The organism is Peribacillus sp. B65 (genome assembly GCF_058513295.1).
In genome coordinates this window covers 3,719,598-3,738,379 of the sequence record NZ_CP195840.1, presented here as the reverse complement: position 1 = coordinate 3,738,379, position 18,782 = coordinate 3,719,598, and the positions used below count along the sequence as shown (strand labels likewise).

Below are 18,782 nucleotides of genomic sequence, written 5' to 3'. Positions count from 1 at the left end.
AAAGACGCTCGCCAAACGGTGAGCGTCTTTTGCATAGCTTACTCCTCTATTTCCGGCAGTGGATCGATCCTTGATGCATCCTCTAAATTCAATCCACTTTTCACAAAATGAACAAACACTCCACCACTTAAACCAAGACAACCAACAAAGCCTAAAGTGATAACCCATTCCAGCATTTCATTCCCCCCCTGCTAATGTATATGAAAAAAAGGCGGAAATTACCTCAAAAAAGTACAATCTTTTGGAAAGGTCGCACATACATTAGAAGAGAAAGGGGGGATTTTCATGCAGAATAACTACTTCTTATTCTTTATGGCCATGCTAACCGGTTTTGCTTTCATCAAACTTCCTGTGGCAAACACGATTTTCTCCGGACTTGAAACATTCCTTGACGTAATCGGAATTGTAATCGTTCTCATTTTCGCTATCGCCATTATTTGGAAGGCGGCACAAGCGCTATTTAAAGGATAAACAAAACATGGAGGGCCAATCCTTTTCGGAGGAGAGGCCCTTTTTTGCGTCTGATTATAGACACTAACGAACTAATTCGGCCTCCGGGGCGTTAATTTGATCCAGAGCGAAATTTATACGGCTCAAGAGCGAAAAATCGACCTGTGGCGAGACCAATTCGCCCTAAATCGGCAGAAATTCGACCTAAAGCGGCAGAAAATCGACCTACGGAGCAAAAAATTCGACCTATGGCGGCAGAAATTCGACCTACGGAGCGAAAAATCGACCTAAAGCGGCAGAAATTCGACCTACGGAGCGAAAAATTCGACCTACAACGAGATCAATTCGACCTTCACAATATCATGCATATAAATCTCCATGTTCCAAACAATAAGAAAAAAGAACATGGGGGATATTCCAATGAAAAAAATGGTGATTTTATCCGCTTTTATTTGCTTGATATGCTCTTTGGCAAGCCCGGCTTTTGCAGAATCCTATAACTGGGGTTTCAATAAAGGAAAAAATGGGACACCTGCCGATGCCGGTAAAAAATTCAATGAAATGCTGCCTGAATATGAAGCGATTTATAAGGGGGATACAAAGAAAAAAGTCGTTTATTTAACATTTGATAACGGTTATGAAAATGGCTATACGGCCCAAATCTTAGATGTCCTGAAGAAACATGGTGCTCCTGGAGCTTTTTTTGTCACGGGTCATTATTTAAAAACGGCACCTGAGCTTGTTGTCCGTATGGCTAATGAGGGGCATATCGTAGGAAACCATTCATGGAACCATCCGGATATGACCAGCGTGACGGACGATGTGATTCGCACGGAGCTTGAGCGGGTAAAAGAAGCAACGGAAAAATTAACGGGGCAAAAGGAAATGAACTACTTAAGGCCGCCTCGTGGGGTATTTAATGAAAGAACGATGAGGATCGCAAAAAAAGAAGGGTATTACCACATCTTCTGGTCACTGGCCTATAGAGACTGGATTGTTGATCAACAAAAGGGTGCCGCGTTCGCACACGATGAAGTGCTTAAGCAGATTCATCCCGGTGCGATATTATTATTGCATACCGTATCGAAGGATAATGCGGATGCTTTGGACTCGATTCTGACGGATCTTGAAAATCAGGGGTATGCTTTCGGTAGCCTTGATGATTTAATGATTGAGAAGCAGTTGCCGAACCGAATGCTTTATTAAAGTGAAAAGCGGGTCCTGTAGAGATAATTCAGGTCCCGCTTTTATCCATTCTCCTCAAATTCAAGTAATATTTCAGGAAACATGCTATAATACGTGGAAAACTGCTAAAGGATGGATCGCTTGTGTGGACAGAAAAATTACAGGTTCAAGGACCCTATAATTTCGATCTAGTTCTCGAACGATTATCGTTAGACCCACTTCAGGTAGTTGATTTCACTAACAGGACGGTAAAAGTTCCGCTTTATATAGAAAATGAACCAATCGTTTTGCAGGTTCAAGCAATAGGAAATATCGATGAACCATCTTTTATCATCAAAGGTCATTCAGAGGTATACAAGTCAAAAGCGATCGAACGGTTAAAAAAGGTCTTTCATTGGCATCAGCCATTAGAAGGCGTTTCCAGGCATTTCCGGGAATCCGATTTGCGTGAAATCTTCGAAGAGCACCGCGGTACTGCCATAGTCTTGGACTTCGATTACTACAGTTGCCTCGTTAAATGCATCATACATCAGCAATTGAACTTATCCTTTGCCCATACGCTTACGGAACGATTCGTTAAAACCTTCGGCTACCAGATGGAAGGTGCCTGGTTTTATCCGACGCCGGAAACAACCGCCCAACTTAAAATCGAGCAATTGAGAGCCATTCAATTCAGCGGCCGGAAAGCGGAATACGTCATCGGACTTTCCGAGCAGGTCATTCAGGGCCATCTCAACCTTGATATAATGGAAAAGCTATCCGATCAAGAGGTTATGGATACACTAATAAAAATACGCGGTATCGGTAGATGGACGGCTGAAAACTTCCTGCTTTTTGGACTTGGCCGGCCGAACCTATTTCCTAAAGCCGATATTGGCATTCAAAATGCCTTGAAAATATTATATGGCTTACCGCAAAAGCCAACCCAAGAAGAAATGGAGTCCTATAGTGAGAAATGGGCTCCATATCTAAGCTACGCTTCCCTCTATTTGTGGAGAAGCATTGAAAAACGGAGTGAAAAGAAATGACAAACATTCAAGATACAAAACTGGAAGTGGATCAAACCCTTCCCCTTACGATTAAACGGCTTGGCATTAATGGAGAGGGAGTCGGTTATTTCAAAAAGAAAGTCGTCTTCGTCCCAGGAGCATTGCCTGGTGAAGAAATTGTAGCTTTGGTCACAAAGGTGCAGCCAAACTTCACCGAGGCGAAAATAAAAACCATCCGTAAAGAATCACCGCATCGCATTGCAGCGCCATGTCCGGTTTACGCTGAATGCGGCGGATGTCAGTTACAGCATTTAAGCTATGACCAGCAGCTTATCGAAAAGCGCGATATCGTCATTCAAGCGATGGAGCGCCATTCGAAATTCCCGGTTTCTTCATTAAATGTAAAAGAAACGATCGGTATGGAAGATCCTTGGAATTACCGCAATAAAAGTCAGTACCAAGTCGGCCAAAAAGATGGTAAATTGATTGCTGGCCTTTACGGCTTGAATTCCCATAATCTGATCGATATCCCGAATTGCCTTGTACAGCATAAGGCAACAAATAAGGTAACACGTACAGTGAAAAAGATTCTAAAGAACCTGAACATCTCAATATATAACGAAAGAAAAAGAAAAGGTGTTATTCGTACGGTCATTACACGGGTAGGCTTTGAAACAGGTGAAGTGCAGGTTGTCCTTGTTACAGGTGCGGAGGAAATTCCACAAAAAGATCAGTTGCTAAAACAAATTCGGGACCAATTGCCAGAAGTGAAATCGGTCGTTCAAAACATCAACAACCGAAACACATCACTGATATTTGGCGAAAAAACGATTCACCTGGCAGGCGAAAAAGTCATCAACGAAACATTGGGTGACCTATCATACGAACTATCAGCGCGTACATTCTTCCAGCTTAACCCCGTTCAAACTGTTCGCTTATATGATGAAGTGAAAAAAGCGGCAGCCTTAACCGGCACGGAAAAAGTGGTTGACGCTTATTGCGGTGTAGGAACCATTGGTCTATGGCTGTCTGAAAATGCCAAGGAAGTCAGAGGAATGGATGTCATTAAAGAATCCATCGAGGACGCCAAGAAAAATGCTGAAAAACATAAACGCGACAATGTATACTATGAAACAGGCAAGGCCGAGAATATCCTTCCACGCTGGACCAAAGAAGGCTGGAAACCGGACGTACTTGTCGTCGACCCGCCAAGATCAGGCTGTGACCAATCATTACTGCAGACAATCTTGAAAGTAAAACCGAAAACCATAGTGTACGTATCATGCAACCCTTCCACTTTGGCCAAGGACTTACAAGAACTGAGCACTTCTTATCGCGTTGAGGCCATACAGCCTGTGGATATGTTCCCGCAGACGAGCCATGTAGAGTGTGTCTCGCAACTCATACTAAAAGAAGGAAACTAACGAATCGCTAGTTGCTTTTGTATATAGTTTTTACACTGATGTAAATGGATAAATATATTGGAATCATGTATTGAATAAAATACTGATTTTCTGAGAACATGTTTCTATTAAAACATGTTCTCCTATTTTTTATTCTTCTTCATAATGTAATTCTGGTGGGTTTGAGCTGTAAATGCGTTTTGGGTATTCAAGTCCGCCGTCAATTCCATTCGGACAGATTTTCCTTAAAATAAACATTGCCGATTTTCACAAATTATAAATGTCCAAAATGTACTTGTGTTTGATAAGGAGTTATTAAGCATGATATAAGTGTAAAAGAAGTGGAGCACTTGGCTTTTATATTTTTTGACCGAGAGTTTGAAGTTGTATCCATAGTGAGAGGATTTGAGTTTGAAATGATAGATAATTTTTGGCGTGATTTACCACGACCATTTTTTGTACTTGCACCAATGGAAGATGTGACAGATGTTGTTTTTCGTCACGTAGTAAGTGAAGCCGGTCGACCGGATGTATTTTTCACAGAGTTTACAAACTCGGATAGCTATTGCCATCCAGAGGGCATGAAAAGTGTGCGTGGCCGTTTGACTTTTACAGAAGATGAGCAGCCAATGGTGGCACATATTTGGGGGGATAATCCCGAATATTTCCGTCAAATGAGTGTTGGCATGGCAGAGCTAGGATTTAAGGGCATCGATATTAATATGGGCTGCCCTGTACCGAATGTGGCATCGAGAGGGAAAGGTAGTGGCCTAATTCTGCGTCCAGACGTGGCGGCAGAACTTATTCAAGCAGCAAAAGCGGGCGGACTGCCTGTCAGCGTGAAAACACGACTTGGCTATAATGATGTAAATGAGTGGGAGGAGTGGCTGACGCAAATTTTAAAACAGGATATTGCGAACCTTTCCATTCATTTACGTACAAGAAAGGAAATGAGCCAAGTAGATGCGCATTGGGAGCTAATTCCGGAAATCAAAAAATTACGTGACCGTATCGCACCAAATACGCTACTAACAATCAATGGAGACATTCCTGATCGTCAAACTGGACTGCAGCTTGCTGAACAATATGGTATTGATGGCGTTATGATCGGGCGAGGAATTTTTAAAAATCCTTTTGCTTTTGAAAAAGAGCCAAAAGAGCATAGCAGTAAAGAATACCTTGATCTTTTAAGATTGCAGCTCGATCTTCAAGATCAATATGCGGAAGTACTACCACGTTCAATCACAGGGCTTCATCGCTTTTTCAAAATTTATGTCAAAGGATTCCGTGGAGCTGGTGAATTAAGAAATCAATTGATGAACACGAAATCAACAGATGAAGTGCGTGCATTGCTTGATAACTTTGGAAAAGAATGTTGATGGGAGCAATAAGCAGAGTGATCCGGGAATCTGTAAAAGGTTCTCGGATTTTAACCTGCGTTTATTTCCATCAATTTGTGAAATAATGAAAGTACTGTGAATAGAGAAAATACATAGGAGGTTTTTGGATGCACAATCATGATATATTAATTCGATTAAGATATGCGCTTGATATTAAAAATAAAGATATGGTAGAGATATTTAAACTCGGGGAGATCGAAGTGACAATGGAAGAAGTCATGCAGATGCTCACAAAACCAAAAGATGATTATTATGATGAATATGAAGAATATGATGATATGGATGAAGAGGAAGATGGGATAACCTGCAATAACATGATGTTAGAGTCCTTTTTAAATGGTTTGATCATTTTTAAAAGAGGGAGACAAGAGCCAAAACCTGGTCAGCCTCAAAGTCAGGCACCGGCTGTAAAGAATAAGGAAAGTGTGAACAATATCCTTCTGAAGAAACTGAAAATAGCATTATCATTAACCAGTGAGGATATGATTGATATTTTGGAAGAAGCAGGAGTCATGATAACCAAAGGGGAATTAAGCGCTATACTAAGAAAAGTGGGCCATAGGAATTATAAAGAGTGCGGAGATCGATACGCGAGGAATTTCTTAAAAGGATTAACTTTGAGATATAGGGGATAAGGATTCAGTAACTGTTTCTATTATGCACATCATTACGATTAGACCATGATTTCGTGAAAAGTACTTTTCCGATTTCTGGGTCTTTTTTCGTATGAACGTTATTTAAGGGATAGAAAGTGCGAAATAGTAAAAAAACAGAAGGCACCCTCAAGGCACCTTCTGAATCATTAACCTTTTAAAAAGTCTGGTTTTGCGAAATTGGGGTTGGGATATTTATAGAAGCCTTCTCCTGCTTCTCTTCCGATTTTCCCTTTATCGATATACTCTGTTTTCAATAAGTTAGCCAGCTTTTCAATCTCTGGATCACCTGTCGCTTTCGCTTTTGCAAGTGAAATATTATAAGCGGTATTGATTCCTACCACGTCCAATATGGCGAAAGGACCAAGAGGTGCCCCTGTTGCGACCATCCACGTTTTATCGATGGTTTCCGTATCAGCCACTCCTTTTAATAAGAGCATTTGGGCAGCATCCAAAAGAGGAACCAATAAGGAATTCAGAATATAGCCTGGCTGTTCTTTATGTAAAGGCAGAGGAACCATTCCAATCGCTTTTGCAAAATCAATCACTTCTTCGAAAACTTCACTATCCGTTCCAGGATGCTTCATGATTTCTGCCGTATTGTTTTTCCAGATTTCATTAGCGAAGTGCAAAGCGAGGAATTTCTTTGGGCGGCCTGTCGCTTCGGCGAATTGGCTTGGTAATAATGTAGAAGAGTTCGTGGCGAAAATTGTTTTTTTAGGTGCCACTTTTCCTAACTCTGTGTAAAAATCGGTTTTGATTTGAACTACTTCCGGAATCGCTTCAATCACAAGATCAGCTTCGGCAACTGACGCAGATAAATCACTGTGGAAAGAAATGCGGGTATAAGCAGTATTAAGATCTTCCTCGGCAGCGCTTATGTCTTCTTTATAGTATGGCTTTAAATTAGTGATCCTATCTTTTGCACGTTCTAATGCTTCATCATTGATGTCATATACTGATACGTTAAATCCTTTGAATGCGGTTTGAAATGCAATCTGACTTCCTAAAACGCCGCTGCCGGCAATCGTGATATTCTGATAATTCATAGTCATTCTCCTTTATTTCTTTGGATATCTCTACTTGTTAATTATTTCACTTAGCTTGAAAATAGATGCAGGCAGGAATAGCTTAGGATATATATTATTTTCCCTTTAAGGGACCGATAAACGCATATTAAAACGTAACACCCCTTCTTAGATGCAGGAGGTTCTTCATAACCTTCCTATCATTTTGGATTGATGATAGCTTGTACGTATTGCTCATTTCTTCTGTTGCCCATTGCATTTCACTCGTAACCACATAGTTTATAATAAAAAGGTTGGACGAGGTGCAAAAATGGATGATTACCAAAAAGTGATAACCATTCTTGGGAGTGCAGGAGGGGCCGCAAAATCAATACTTTCCATATTGAATAAATCAGCTATTGATAAAAAGGATCCAATCCATCTTTTTATATCCAGTTGTATTATTCACTTAATTGATATTAAACAAAAGGAAGAAAAATATTATCATGAATTATTTCCACAGCTAAAAGATCAAATTGTACTGCATCAATTTGATTTAAAAGATACAAAGCGGTTTATTAAGCATCTTGAAAGCACAAAAACATTATGTGTCATTGATCTTTCATGGGCGGATACGGTTGAAATGCTGCAATGCTGCGACGCAATAGGCGTTAATTATGTTAATTCCGCTTTAGAAAACACAATGATCGATGAAAATGAAGAATTATATTATGGGTTTCCTCTAATTGAACGGATCAGGCATTTTGAAAAGGTTAAAGATCAATTTTCCAATTCTACAGCTATCATTGGGTCGGGAATGAATCCAGGGGTGGTCCAATGGATGGCCATTGAGCTGCTAAAGAGTGATTCAGAGGAACGACCGCTTGGCTGTTACATTGTAGAGCATGACAATTCGTTTTTTAAGGACAAATCGAAGGCAAAGAATGACGTCATTTACACAACCTGGTCTCCCGAGTGCTTTCTGGATGAGGCTATTTCATGCTATCCAATGTTTATGAATCACCATACACCGCTCTTTTTATATGAAAATGTTTATGATGTCGAATTTAAGGTCAAATTAGGGGACAAACAGTTTTATGGTTGTTTAATGCCTCATGAGGAAGTATATACTTTATGTAAATTGTATGATATGGAAGGCGGCTTTTTATATAAGGTAAATGACCATACGACGGAGTTAATCCGCTCGAAACTGGATGACGCCGATCAATTATGGAACCATGACATGAAGGTTCTCGATCCGCTTGAAGCCGAACTTGACGGGGAAGATCTAGTTGGTGTCCTTATCGTTTATCAAGATAAGGAGCGTTATATGTATAATACATTAAAGAATCGCGATATCTTTTCCAAATACAAAACCAATGCAACATACTTTCAAGTGGCCTGCGGGATATATGCTTCATTATCGGTGCTGCTAATGGATCAAATCCCCAAAGGGGTATACTATGTGGATGAGTTATTGTTAAATACCAATAATCATTACGGTCAATATTTGACCTATTATATGACGAGTTTTGTAATTGGTGAAAACAATCATTCAGATGGTCCTTTACTTCACAGAATGAAAAAGATGAATCAATAATGTGAATTTTAAGTCGGCATCAGAATTGAGCTGGCTTAAATTTTCAACTAAAGTTGTGCACATTTTCCTTCTGAATGTGCATAACTTTTTTGTTTTTTGATCTGCTTTTTACGTGTAAGTTACGGCAATATCCGGAGCTGATCAGCAGCTCTTTTTTTATTGTTGTAATGCACTTTAACGTCCATTAGTACAATGTAAAACAGACAAAAAAGAGGATAATTAATGCCCTTGCAGACCATAGACAATTTCAGTTTTTTCTTTAAAAAAGTTTAAGAAATTCGCTCCCTTTCCGCCGACTATCTGCCAAGTCTCATCTGGAAGGGGGCACCAAGTATTGTTTTAAAAAGTGGTGAAATCACTTCGGTAAAATCGTGGAAGGGATTCGACAAGAGACCATTCCGGACTCCCTTTTTCGACAAAACTGAAAGAGGATAATCAATCCCCTTGGTTGATTTTATTTGTTTGTTCATCAGATTTTTGGACGATTTCTTTTAATTCACCAATGTCACCTTTTGCATTGATAATCTCAAAAATCTCATTTAGGCCTTCTGAGGTCTTTTCATTTTCAGTTTTCACAATACCACTCCTTTATTAGGTTAATGGTTAATGTCTCCAAAAAACCCGTAGATAAAACATCGGTTACATTGGAAAATTGATGAAATTATCTTCGTATTTCCATTGATATAAACGCATTTCAGGCGAATGCTGATTGTAAAAACTACAAAAATTCAAATTTTTTTGTCCACACAATATGGACAACATTAAAATTATCAATTATTATGATTGTAATAACACTTAGTATAAAGGGATTTACGTTAATGTTGAGTGTGTTTATGGAGAAGACACGTGTATTTTTGGAAAAAAGGGAAAAAATACAATGTTTTTTTAAATAGGGGTAAAACATATAAAGATCCTGCATTTATTCCAACCATCAATGAGGGGGTATATTAAATGTCAAGTGAAATATTAAATAAATTTTTGAAAGAAAATTTGGAAGATTTAAAAGAAAAAGGGCTTTACAACGTTATTGATCCGGTGGAAGGTCCAAACGGTCCGGTAATCACCATTGCAGGCAGAGAGCTAATTAATTTATCATCCAATAATTATTTAGGTTTAGCAACAGATAGACGATTAATAGAGGCTTGCATAGAAGCGACTAAAACATATGGTGTCGGTGCCGGTGCCGTTCGTACGATCAACGGAACGTTAGATATTCATGTCAAATTAGAAGAAAAGCTTGCCGAGTTTAAACATACAGAAGCAGCCATTGCTTATCAATCTGGATTTAACTGTAATATGGCAGCGATTTCAGGAGTGATGGATAAACACGATGCCATTCTTTCAGATGAACTGAATCATGCTTCAATCATTGATGGTTGCCGATTATCCAAGGCGAAAATTATTCCTTTTATCCATTCCGACATGGACGATTTACGGACAAAAGCACGTCAAGCAAAGGAGTCCGGATTGTATAACAAGATCATGATTATCACCGATGGGGTTTTCTCGATGGATGGGGATATTGCCAAGCTTCCTGAAATTGTGAAGATAGCTGAAGAGTTCGATTTAATTACGTATGTTGATGATGCGCATGGTTCAGGTGTATTAGGTAATGGTGCAGGAACGGTAAAACATTTTGGATTATCGGATAAAGTGGATTTCCAAATTGGTACATTATCCAAAGCCATTGGTGTTGTTGGAGGCTATGTAGCAGGAAAGAAAGATTTGATTGATTGGTTAAAAGTGAGAAGCCGTCCATTTTTATTTTCAACGGCTGCCACACCGGGAGCAGTTGCAGCTAGTATAGAAGCCATCGATATTTTGATGAATAGCTCAGAACTTCAAAATAAGCTGTGGGAAAACAGCGATTATTTGAAAAAAGGCCTAAAAGAATTAGGGTTTGATATCGGGGAGAGCGAAACACCGATTACGCCTTGCATTATAGGTGATGAAGCAAAAACGCAGCAATTCAGCAAAAGGCTGAATGAAGAAGGTGTGTATGCTAAATCCATCGTATTCCCTACCGTTCCAAAAGGAACAGGAAGAGTGAGGAATATGCCTACTGCTGCTCATACAAAAGAGATGCTGGATCGTGCAATTGCCATTTATGAAAAAGTAGGAAAAGAGATGTCGATCATATAAGAGATTGCTTGTTTCAGAGTTTAAAACATGGGGAGGGATTTTTGATGAAAAAGGTCTTGGTAACGGGGGCTTTAGGTCAAATTGGTTCAGAATTGACGCTGAAAATGAGAGAGATTTATGGAGCTGACAATATCATTGCAACAGATATTCGAAAAACGGACAGCGATGTTGCTCAATCGGGTCCATTTGAGATATTGGATGTTACAGATGAAAAAGCGATGTATAACATGGCAAAAAAACATGAAGTGGATACGATTATACATTTAGCCGCTTTATTGTCGGCAACAGCTGAAAAAAAGCCGCTTTTAGCTTGGCATTTAAACATGGGCGGATTGGTCAATGCTTTGGAATCTGCAAGAGAACTCGATTGCCAATTATTTACACCTAGTTCAATTGGTGCCTTTGGTCCAACCACTCCTAAAGATTGGACACCGCAAGACATCATTCAACGGCCGAACACGATGTACGGCGTGAACAAAGTATCCGGAGAATTATTATGTGATTATTATCATCATAAATTTGGGGTTGATACGAGAGGTCTTCGATTCCCGGGACTGATTTCGTATGCGACACCTCCTGGCGGCGGAACTACCGACTATGCAGTTGAAATTTACTATGAAGCGATTAAAAACAAGCGATATACTTCTTACATTGATAAGGGAACGTATATGGATATGATGTATATGCCGGACGCTTTAGCAGCCATCATTACATTAATGGAGGCAGATGCCTCAAAATTGAAACATCGGAATTCTTTCAATGTTTCTGCCATGAGCTTTGATCCGGAGCAAATTGCAGCCGAAATTAAAAAGCATATTCCGGAATTTGTCATGAATTATGAAGTCGATCCTGTAAGACAATCCATTGCAGACAGTTGGCCAAATACAATTGATTCAACTTGTGCGAAGGAAGAGTGGGGATTCAAGGCGGAATATGATTTGGAGAAAATGACGAATGATATGTTGTTAAAGCTGAGAATAAAGTCCCTTTTAGTAACAGCATAATAAACCTGCCAGCCGAATAAAAGAGTTGCAATACTCTTTTATTCGGGTTACTTTATACAGGGGAATTTTAATGTTTAAGGGGTGAGCTTTTATAAACGTTAAAAAGTAAGCGCTTTCTATGAAACCTTGAACAGAATTAAGAAATAACATGAAATTTTATGGTAATCTTTCCAACTGTCAGAATGCTTAAGAGTGAAGAATGATTTTATGAGGCAGCTTTAAGAAAGATAAAAAAAGTGGAGCCTGCTATATCATTTCTATACTAAATAGGGAGTGTATTAAGCATCTTGAAAAAATTTCGACTATTAGTAGTGTAGGGGGAAATGGAATGGCAAACAAAGATTTGAATAGGGAGTTGAAAGGTCGTCATATTCAGATGATCGCTTTGGGCGGAACGATTGGTGTCGGTTTATTTATGGGTTCAGCCAGCACGATCCAATGGACAGGCCCGTCTGTAATGTTAGCTTATGCGATATCTGGGCTTTTTATATTCTTGATCATGCGCGCAATGGGGGAAATGTTGTATTTGGAGCCAAGTACAGGTTCATTTGCGACATTTGGTTATAAGTACATTCATCCATTGGCTGGGTATATGACAGCATGGAGTAACTGGTTCCAATGGGTTATTGTCGGGATGGCAGAAATTATTGCAGTGGGGACGTACATGCAGTATTGGTTCCCTGATCTCCCTGCTTGGATTCCAGGTTTAATCGCAATGGTGATTCTTGGAGCAGCGAACTTAATTTCCGTTAAATCCTTTGGGGAAATTGAATTTTGGTTTGCATTGATTAAAATCGTGACAATCATTTTAATGATCGTTGCAGGTTTTGGACTTATCTTCTTTGGATTAGGTAACGGAGGGGAAGCCTTAGGATTATCGAATCTTTGGGAGCATGGCGGTTTATTTACAGGTGGCTGGAAGGGCTTCTTCTTTGCTCTTTCACTGGTGGTTGCCGCTTATCAAGGTGTAGAATTAATTGGGATTACAGCTGGTGAAGCAAAGAATCCGCAAGAAACGATAACGAAAGCGATTCAAAGTACCATTTGGCGTATTTTAATCTTCTATATCGGTGCAATTTTCATTATTGTAACCGTTTACCCTTGGGATCAATTAAGCGCGATTGGCAGTCCATTTGTTGCGACTTTTGCGAAGGTTGGTATCACGGCAGCAGCTGGAATCATTAATTTTGTCGTAATCACGGCTGCTATGTCTGGCTGCAATAGTGGTATTTACAGTGCTGGACGCATGCTTTACACATTAGGGATGAATGGACAAGCACCAAAATTCTTTGCTAAAGTATCTAATAGCGGTGTTCCTTTATTCGGTACTTTTGGAGTGATAGTCGGGTTAGCACTTGGGGTTGTATTAAGTTATATTGCACCAGAAAATTTATTTGTGCATGTATACAGTGCGAGTGTACTTCCTGGAATGATTCCATGGTTTGTCATTCTGATCAGTCAAATTAAATTCAGGAAAGTCAAAAAAGCTGAAATGCACAATCATCCATTCAAGATGCCTTTTGCACCTGTTACAAACTACCTGACCATCGCTTTCTTGGTCATGGTATTAATCGGTATGTGGTTTAATGATGACACACGCATATCACTTATGGTTGGAGTAGGTTTTCTGGCTATCGTTGTAATTAGTTATTTCGCTTTTGGAATAGACAAGCGTGTACAAGCCAATGCTCAGGCAGAGGCTAAGGAAGATAAAGTGGGTTAATCTATCATTCACTTTGGGTTTTTACAAAGGGTTGCTGCGGCAGCCCTTTTCCAATGAAACCAAAAGGGCAGTTCAGTTTTAACAAGAGATGATAAAATGGATTAAAATGATTGCTTCATTTTGAAGTGTGAACTTTTTATGTTCGGATTAAAAATCTTAAGAAAAGGGGAAGTTGACAATGACAACTTCAAAGAAGAATATGAGGACTTGCGAAAAGGGACACAAATACTATAAATCCAGCGATTGTCCGACCTGCCCTGTATGTGAGCAGGAACGAAAACCGGACACCGGATTTCTTTCAGTGCTCTCGGCACCTGCCAGACGTGCATTGGAATACAATGGGGTAACCTCTTTACAACAGCTCTCAACATATAGTGAAAAAGAGATTTTGAATTTTCACGGTATGGGACCAGCTTCTTTACCTAAACTTAGGGCTGCTTTGGAGACAGGCGGGTTATCATTCAAAGATTAATCACTTTACGTGGATAAGGGATCAGGAACATCTTTTTTATGATCATCATCCTTGTTAAACTGATAGTAACTCTAAAAAGTGAGGTAACGAAAAATCATGAGTTCCTATACTCCCTATTTTGAATTCAATCGAGAAAAGTGGGCATCTCTGCGAAACCATACTCCTCTTCCTTTAACTGAAGAAGAATTGGATAACTTAAAAGGAATAAATGAAGAAATATCGATTCAGGAAGTAGAAGAGGTTTATTTGCCCTTGACTCGTTTGATCAATTTACATGTTGAAGCATCTCAGCAGCTTAACACAGCCACCACTTCATTTTTAAAAACTGATGTTAAAAAAGTACCTTATATCATTGGGATTGCAGGGAGCGTTGCTGTAGGAAAGAGTACGACAGCAAGGTTGCTTCAGACTTTATTATCTAGATGGGATAATCACAGAAACGTAGGTCTTGTCACTACCGACGGTTTTTTGTACCCAAATGATCTTTTAGAAGAAAAAGGACTCATGAAAAGAAAAGGGTTTCCTGAAAGTTATGATACTCAAAAATTAATCAATCTTATAGGAGATGTAAAAGCAGGAAAAAATAAAGTGGAAGTTCCCATCTACTCACATTTGAAGTATGACATTTTGCCAAATGAAGTGCAGACTATCTGTAATCCGGATATCTTAATAGTGGAAGGTGTTAATGTTCTTCAAGTAGACAAGGAAAACCAAGTATTCGTCAGTGACTTTTTTGATTTCTCACTCTATGTAGATGCAGATGTAAATGACATAGAAAGATGGTATGTTGAAAGGTTCCTTTTACTTCAAAAGACCGCATTTCAAAGTCCTGAATCCTATTTTCACCGTTATATTAACTTGTCTAAGGAACAGGCCATTAAACAAGCGACTCAAATTTGGGATGAAATCAATTTGAAAAATTTACATGAAAATATACTGCCGACAAAAGGACGGGCAAAACTCGTCTTGAAAAAAGGATCAGAACACAAAGTTGAAAATATCTTTATGCGAAAATAATATAATGAATATAAGGAATGTGTATTAGAATAATATTTTTTTGTAATAGCAATAAAGTAAGGAATTTTTTATAAGGACTATGCCATAAGTCTTAAAATTAGCAATATTATCAATGGTCTTACCTTATATTGGTTTAATTATCAGTAATTATTGGTATTGTTATAATATCTAATAATTGGGTGAAATTTATGATACAAGTTAAAAAGGTAGGAGTTTAACATTTTCAGGAAGGTACTTATTGTTTAGGGAAATGGTTACAAATCCTTCTAATTTCACTTCTGATTTTGTCAATAAATGTGTTTTTTCGTCGCTTTTTCCGATGTGTCAATATTATTTCACTAACAGTTTCTTCCTTCAATAAGGGGTAGTTGCTGAAGAAATCTTTTAATGCGACTATTGGGGCGGATAAGTTTAAGCTAATTTCTTCACAAAATCAATATTTTAACAAAAAAAGTAATAGTAGAATATTTTAATCTATGAAATAATAATAATAGACTATGATATAGTTATAAGGAGACAGAAAAGGTGTGTTCCTTGTTCGTGCCTGGCTTTTTGTGACACCTAAGCAGGAGCGCCTACATCTTTTTTGAAAATATAGGGGATAAGGAAGGTTATAATGAGCAACATACAGAAACAAACAGACGTTATCTTAATTGGCGGCGGAGTCATGAGCGCGACTTTGGGATCATTACTGAAAGAGTTAGCACCGGAATGGGAAATCAAAGTATTTGAGAAGCTTGCAAACGCAGGAGAAGAAAGCTCTAACGAATGGAATAATGCGGGTACGGGTCATTCTGCACTTTGTGAGCTTAACTATACATCCGAAAAGTCTGACGGATCTATAGATATAAGCAAAGCAATTAAAATTAATGAACAGTTCCAAGTTTCATTGCAGTTTTGGTCGTATCTTGTAAACTGTAAGCTGATTGATAATCCGCAAGACTTTATCATGCCATTGCCTCATATGAGTATGGTACAAGGGGATAAAAATGTAGCGTTCTTAAAGAAACGTTTTGAAGCGCTGTCAAAAAATCCTCTGTTCAAAGGTATGGAGTTTTCCGATGACCCAGCAAAACTGATGGAATGGATTCCACTTATTATGCAAGACCGTCCATCAAATGATTCTATAGCGGCAACAAAAATTGATTACGGTACTGACGTTAACTTTGGTGCTTTGACACGCATGTTGTTTGACCACTTAAAGACTAAAAACGTCGATATCAAATATAAACATAGTGTTGATAATGTTAAACGGGCTAGCGATGGCACATGGGAATTAAAAGTTCGTAATGTCGATACTGGCAGCGTAGAACGCCATAATGCTAAATTCGTCTTTATCGGCGGCGGGGGCGGAAGCTTGCATTTGCTGCAAAAATCCGGTATTCCTGAAGGGAAGCATATCGGCGGATTCCCAGTTAGTGGATACTTCATGGTATGTAATAATCCGGAAGTTGTTGCGCAGCATCATGGAAAAGTATACGGAAAAGCTAAAGTTGGTGCTCCACCAATGTCTGTTCCGCATCTTGATACACGTTTTATCGATAATAAAAAATCGTTGCTTTTTGGACCATTTGCAGGCTTCTCTCCGAAGTTCTTAAAAACAGGTTCAATGCTCGATTTAATAACTTCCGTAAAACCTAATAATGTTTTAACTATGTTGGCGGCAGGCGCAAAAGAGATGCCATTGACAAAATACTTGATCCAGCAAGTTATGTTATCGAAGGAACAGCGCATGGAAGAGTTACGAGAGTTCATCCCGAACGCTAAGAGCGAGGATTGGGATTTAGTAGTGGCTGGCCAACGTGTACAAGTTATCAAAGATACTGCTGAAGGCGGAAAAGGTACACTTCAATTTGGTACGGAAGTTGTCAGTGCATCCGATGGCTCGATTGCAGCATTGCTAGGTGCTTCTCCAGGGGCTTCTACTGCTGTTCATGTTATGCTTGAGGTAATTAATAAATGCTTCCCGCAACGTATGGAAGAGTGGGAACCGAAAATTAAAGAAATGATTCCTTCTTATGGAGAGTCACTAATGGAAAATACTGAGCTTCTGCACGAAATTCAAACCTCAACATCAGAGACGCTTGGTTTAAGCAAAAAAAAAGAGCTAGTTTATAGTTAATTTTTGGATACTGAAGTAACATTGAAATTAAAAATAACAGAACCTTTAATCTATCATTGATTGAAGGTTCTTTTTTTGTTTTAAAGCCTTATTCATTTAAGGAAGCTTATTTGTAGGCAAACACGAAGAAAATTGAGTTTATGGCGCTAGTACAATTTGGACGTTGATTGGAACGATAGGCAATCTCTTTCCGCGGGCGGTCCGGGATCCTCCTCCGCTTGCGCCTGCGGGGTCTCCCCTGTCTCGTACACCCGCTCCAATAAATTAGTTTTAACTTTTAGATAGAACCCCCTTTTCTACAAACTGAGGGATGCTATTATAGCATCCCTAAAGATTTCTGCTTCTAATGTATCTTTGAATTTATTTGGGAAATGGTTTCTTTATCGCAAATAATGAAAAGCTGTGCATCATCGGGAATTCTTGCATCTAATTTTTGGTTTATGTTAAGATCACCACGATCTGCTACCAGTGTGGCTCCTTTGTTAAGAAGATCTATAAACGCATCACGATAGGTTAGCCATTCATCTTGTTTAGGAATCTCATACATAGTTTCCTCATATTTCGTGCTCATAAGTTCTGAATACATGTGGGTGACTCCATGAGAAAATAATGATCGTACTGCTGCGTGGGAGATCATTTCTTGCGTAGGAATAAACTCGTCCACCTTTACACGCTCGAATAAACGAATATGCTTTTGATTGATCACCTCGGCTGTGACATGGATGGACGTATTTGTTTTTTCTTCAATGGCCGTTATGGCAGTGGCAACTAATAATGTCTTTCCATCGACAAGTAACGGATCCTTTGTAGCATAATTATCTTGTGTAATTTGGTCAGCAAAAATGATAACGCCTTTTGCTTTAGGCAGATTTGCACGGAGTAATGTTTCTTCATCGGTGGCATCCCCGCGAACATAAAACAGACGCTCCTCCATCATAGGAGCTTTTTCCAAGTTATCAATGATTACAATATCAATGGTTTCATCAGATTTAAAAATTTCTTGGAGTGCAGATTTTGACTTATCACTCCAACCAATCAAAATGATATGATTTTTACCTGTATATTTCATTTTTCCACCAACTTTACGTTTTTCGATAAGATATACAGATTTAATGATTCTTCCAATAAAAAGACTAACAAGCCCAATACCAGTGATGTAAAGACCAATGGTAAATGCTTTTCCAAGATCAGTGACTGGTGCATAGTCCCCAAAACCAACCGTAGCAAGCGTTGTAAGAACCCAGTAAACTGAGGTTAAATATGATTCGAACGTCTGTGGCTCTATTGAAAAAGCAACATATGCAGCAACTAATATGTATAAAATGGCAAATGGTATAAAGATTCTACCTCTTAATTTAATCAGGTAATATATTATTTTTTTTACCTTAATTCTCATCATACCCATCCTAGTTTTCAAGTCATCGATTAAATTTATAGTTCCCCAATTTAAGAATTAAATAAACGTAAGTGTAAAAAAACTATTTTTTACCCAAGCAAGAAGCAAAAGAAAACTGTTTAAAATAACGTTCAGCTCATTTTCTTAAGCAAAGAAATGGGCAGATCGTTGAGAATTCCATTGGGTTTCATCTGCAGAAGTTTAATAGACCACACAATC

At 38.8% G+C, this 18,782-nt stretch carries 17 protein-coding genes; 13 read left to right on the top strand and 4 right to left on the bottom strand.

Annotation, left to right across the window (positions count from 1 at the left end):
• Positions 1-38: 38 nt before the first annotated feature.
• A complete protein-coding gene (locus tag ACSR9O_RS18235) occupies positions 39-176 on the bottom strand; it encodes a hypothetical protein (protein WP_170971547.1) in 138 nt (45 codons plus the stop codon).
• 109 nt (positions 177-285) lie between these two features.
• On the opposite strand from ACSR9O_RS18235, the gene ACSR9O_RS18230 reads away from it, so the two are divergent.
• From ACSR9O_RS18230 to ACSR9O_RS18205, 6 genes are all read left to right on the top strand, one after another.
• Complete coding sequence (locus ACSR9O_RS18230; protein ID WP_101224872.1) at positions 286-471, top strand: hypothetical protein; 186 nt, start codon at positions 286-288, stop codon at positions 469-471.
• Between the two features lie 399 nt (positions 472-870).
• Positions 871-1,656, top strand: coding sequence for a delta-lactam-biosynthetic de-N-acetylase (gene pdaA, locus ACSR9O_RS18225; protein ID WP_491724872.1), 786 nt, complete (start codon positions 871-873; stop codon positions 1,654-1,656).
• A 122-nt stretch (positions 1,657-1,778) separates the two neighbouring features.
• Entirely contained in the window at positions 1,779-2,663 is an 885-nt protein-coding gene (locus ACSR9O_RS18220; RefSeq protein ID WP_230177837.1) for a DNA-3-methyladenine glycosylase family protein, read from the top strand.
• The gene (rlmD, locus tag ACSR9O_RS18215) at positions 2,660-4,048 is read left to right on the top strand and encodes a 23S rRNA (uracil(1939)-C(5))-methyltransferase RlmD (RefSeq protein WP_230177836.1); all 1,389 of its coding nucleotides are present in this window, start codon (positions 2,660-2,662) and stop codon (positions 4,046-4,048) included. Before ACSR9O_RS18220 ends, rlmD begins: the two co-directional genes overlap by 4 nt.
• Positions 4,049-4,443: 395 nt before the next feature.
• Positions 4,444-5,406 (top strand): tRNA dihydrouridine synthase, encoded by a 963-nt coding sequence (locus tag ACSR9O_RS18210; protein ID WP_101225034.1) that lies wholly within the window; start codon positions 4,444-4,446, stop codon positions 5,404-5,406.
• A gap of 128 nt (positions 5,407-5,534) precedes the next feature.
• Positions 5,535-6,062 carry a YehS family protein gene (locus ACSR9O_RS18205; protein ID WP_101224868.1) on the top strand — a complete coding sequence of 176 codons (528 nt, stop codon included), beginning with the start codon at positions 5,535-5,537 and terminating at the stop codon, positions 6,060-6,062.
• Positions 6,063-6,229: 167 nt separating this feature from the next.
• Here the strand turns inward: ACSR9O_RS18205 and ACSR9O_RS18200 are convergent, their stop codons facing one another.
• Positions 6,230-7,129 carry a 3-hydroxyacyl-CoA dehydrogenase gene (locus ACSR9O_RS18200; RefSeq protein ID WP_101224867.1) on the bottom strand — a complete coding sequence of 300 codons (900 nt, stop codon included), beginning with the start codon at positions 7,127-7,129 and terminating at the stop codon, positions 6,230-6,232.
• A 289-nt stretch (positions 7,130-7,418) separates the two neighbouring features.
• On the opposite strand from ACSR9O_RS18200, the gene ACSR9O_RS18195 reads away from it, so the two are divergent.
• A complete protein-coding gene (locus ACSR9O_RS18195) occupies positions 7,419-8,687 on the top strand; it encodes an S-adenosylmethionine decarboxylase related protein (protein ID WP_491724871.1) in 1,269 nt (422 codons plus the stop codon).
• A gap of 435 nt (positions 8,688-9,122) precedes the next feature.
• Here the strand turns inward: ACSR9O_RS18195 and ACSR9O_RS18190 are convergent, their stop codons facing one another.
• Complete coding sequence (locus ACSR9O_RS18190) at positions 9,123-9,263, bottom strand: hypothetical protein (RefSeq protein ID WP_491724870.1); 141 nt, start codon at positions 9,261-9,263, stop codon at positions 9,123-9,125.
• Between the two features lie 375 nt (positions 9,264-9,638).
• On the opposite strand from ACSR9O_RS18190, the gene ACSR9O_RS18185 reads away from it, so the two are divergent.
• The 6 genes from ACSR9O_RS18185 (at position 9,639) to ACSR9O_RS18160 (ending at position 17,167) form a co-directional block, all read left to right on the top strand.
• The gene (locus tag ACSR9O_RS18185; RefSeq protein WP_241589991.1) at positions 9,639-10,829 is read left to right on the top strand and encodes a glycine C-acetyltransferase; all 1,191 of its coding nucleotides are present in this window, start codon (positions 9,639-9,641) and stop codon (positions 10,827-10,829) included.
• A gap of 44 nt (positions 10,830-10,873) precedes the next feature.
• Complete coding sequence (locus tag ACSR9O_RS18180; protein WP_101224864.1) at positions 10,874-11,833, top strand: L-threonine 3-dehydrogenase; 960 nt, start codon at positions 10,874-10,876, stop codon at positions 11,831-11,833.
• A 328-nt stretch (positions 11,834-12,161) separates the two neighbouring features.
• Complete coding sequence (locus ACSR9O_RS18175; RefSeq protein WP_101224863.1) at positions 12,162-13,556, top strand: amino acid permease; 1,395 nt, start codon at positions 12,162-12,164, stop codon at positions 13,554-13,556.
• A 178-nt stretch (positions 13,557-13,734) separates the two neighbouring features.
• Positions 13,735-14,028, top strand: coding sequence for an RNA polymerase alpha subunit C-terminal domain-containing protein (locus ACSR9O_RS18170; RefSeq protein WP_260356538.1), 294 nt, complete (start codon positions 13,735-13,737; stop codon positions 14,026-14,028).
• A 96-nt stretch (positions 14,029-14,124) separates the two neighbouring features.
• The gene (coaA, locus tag ACSR9O_RS18165; protein ID WP_101224861.1) at positions 14,125-15,045 is read left to right on the top strand and encodes a type I pantothenate kinase; all 921 of its coding nucleotides are present in this window, start codon (positions 14,125-14,127) and stop codon (positions 15,043-15,045) included.
• A gap of 616 nt (positions 15,046-15,661) precedes the next feature.
• A complete protein-coding gene (locus ACSR9O_RS18160; protein ID WP_101224860.1) occupies positions 15,662-17,167 on the top strand; it encodes a malate:quinone oxidoreductase in 1,506 nt (501 codons plus the stop codon).
• Between the two features lie 343 nt (positions 17,168-17,510).
• Here the strand turns inward: ACSR9O_RS18160 and ACSR9O_RS18155 are convergent, their stop codons facing one another.
• Entirely contained in the window at positions 17,511-18,563 is a 1,053-nt protein-coding gene (locus tag ACSR9O_RS18155) for a potassium channel family protein (protein ID WP_230177832.1), read from the bottom strand.
• Positions 18,564-18,782: the final 219 nt, after the last annotated feature.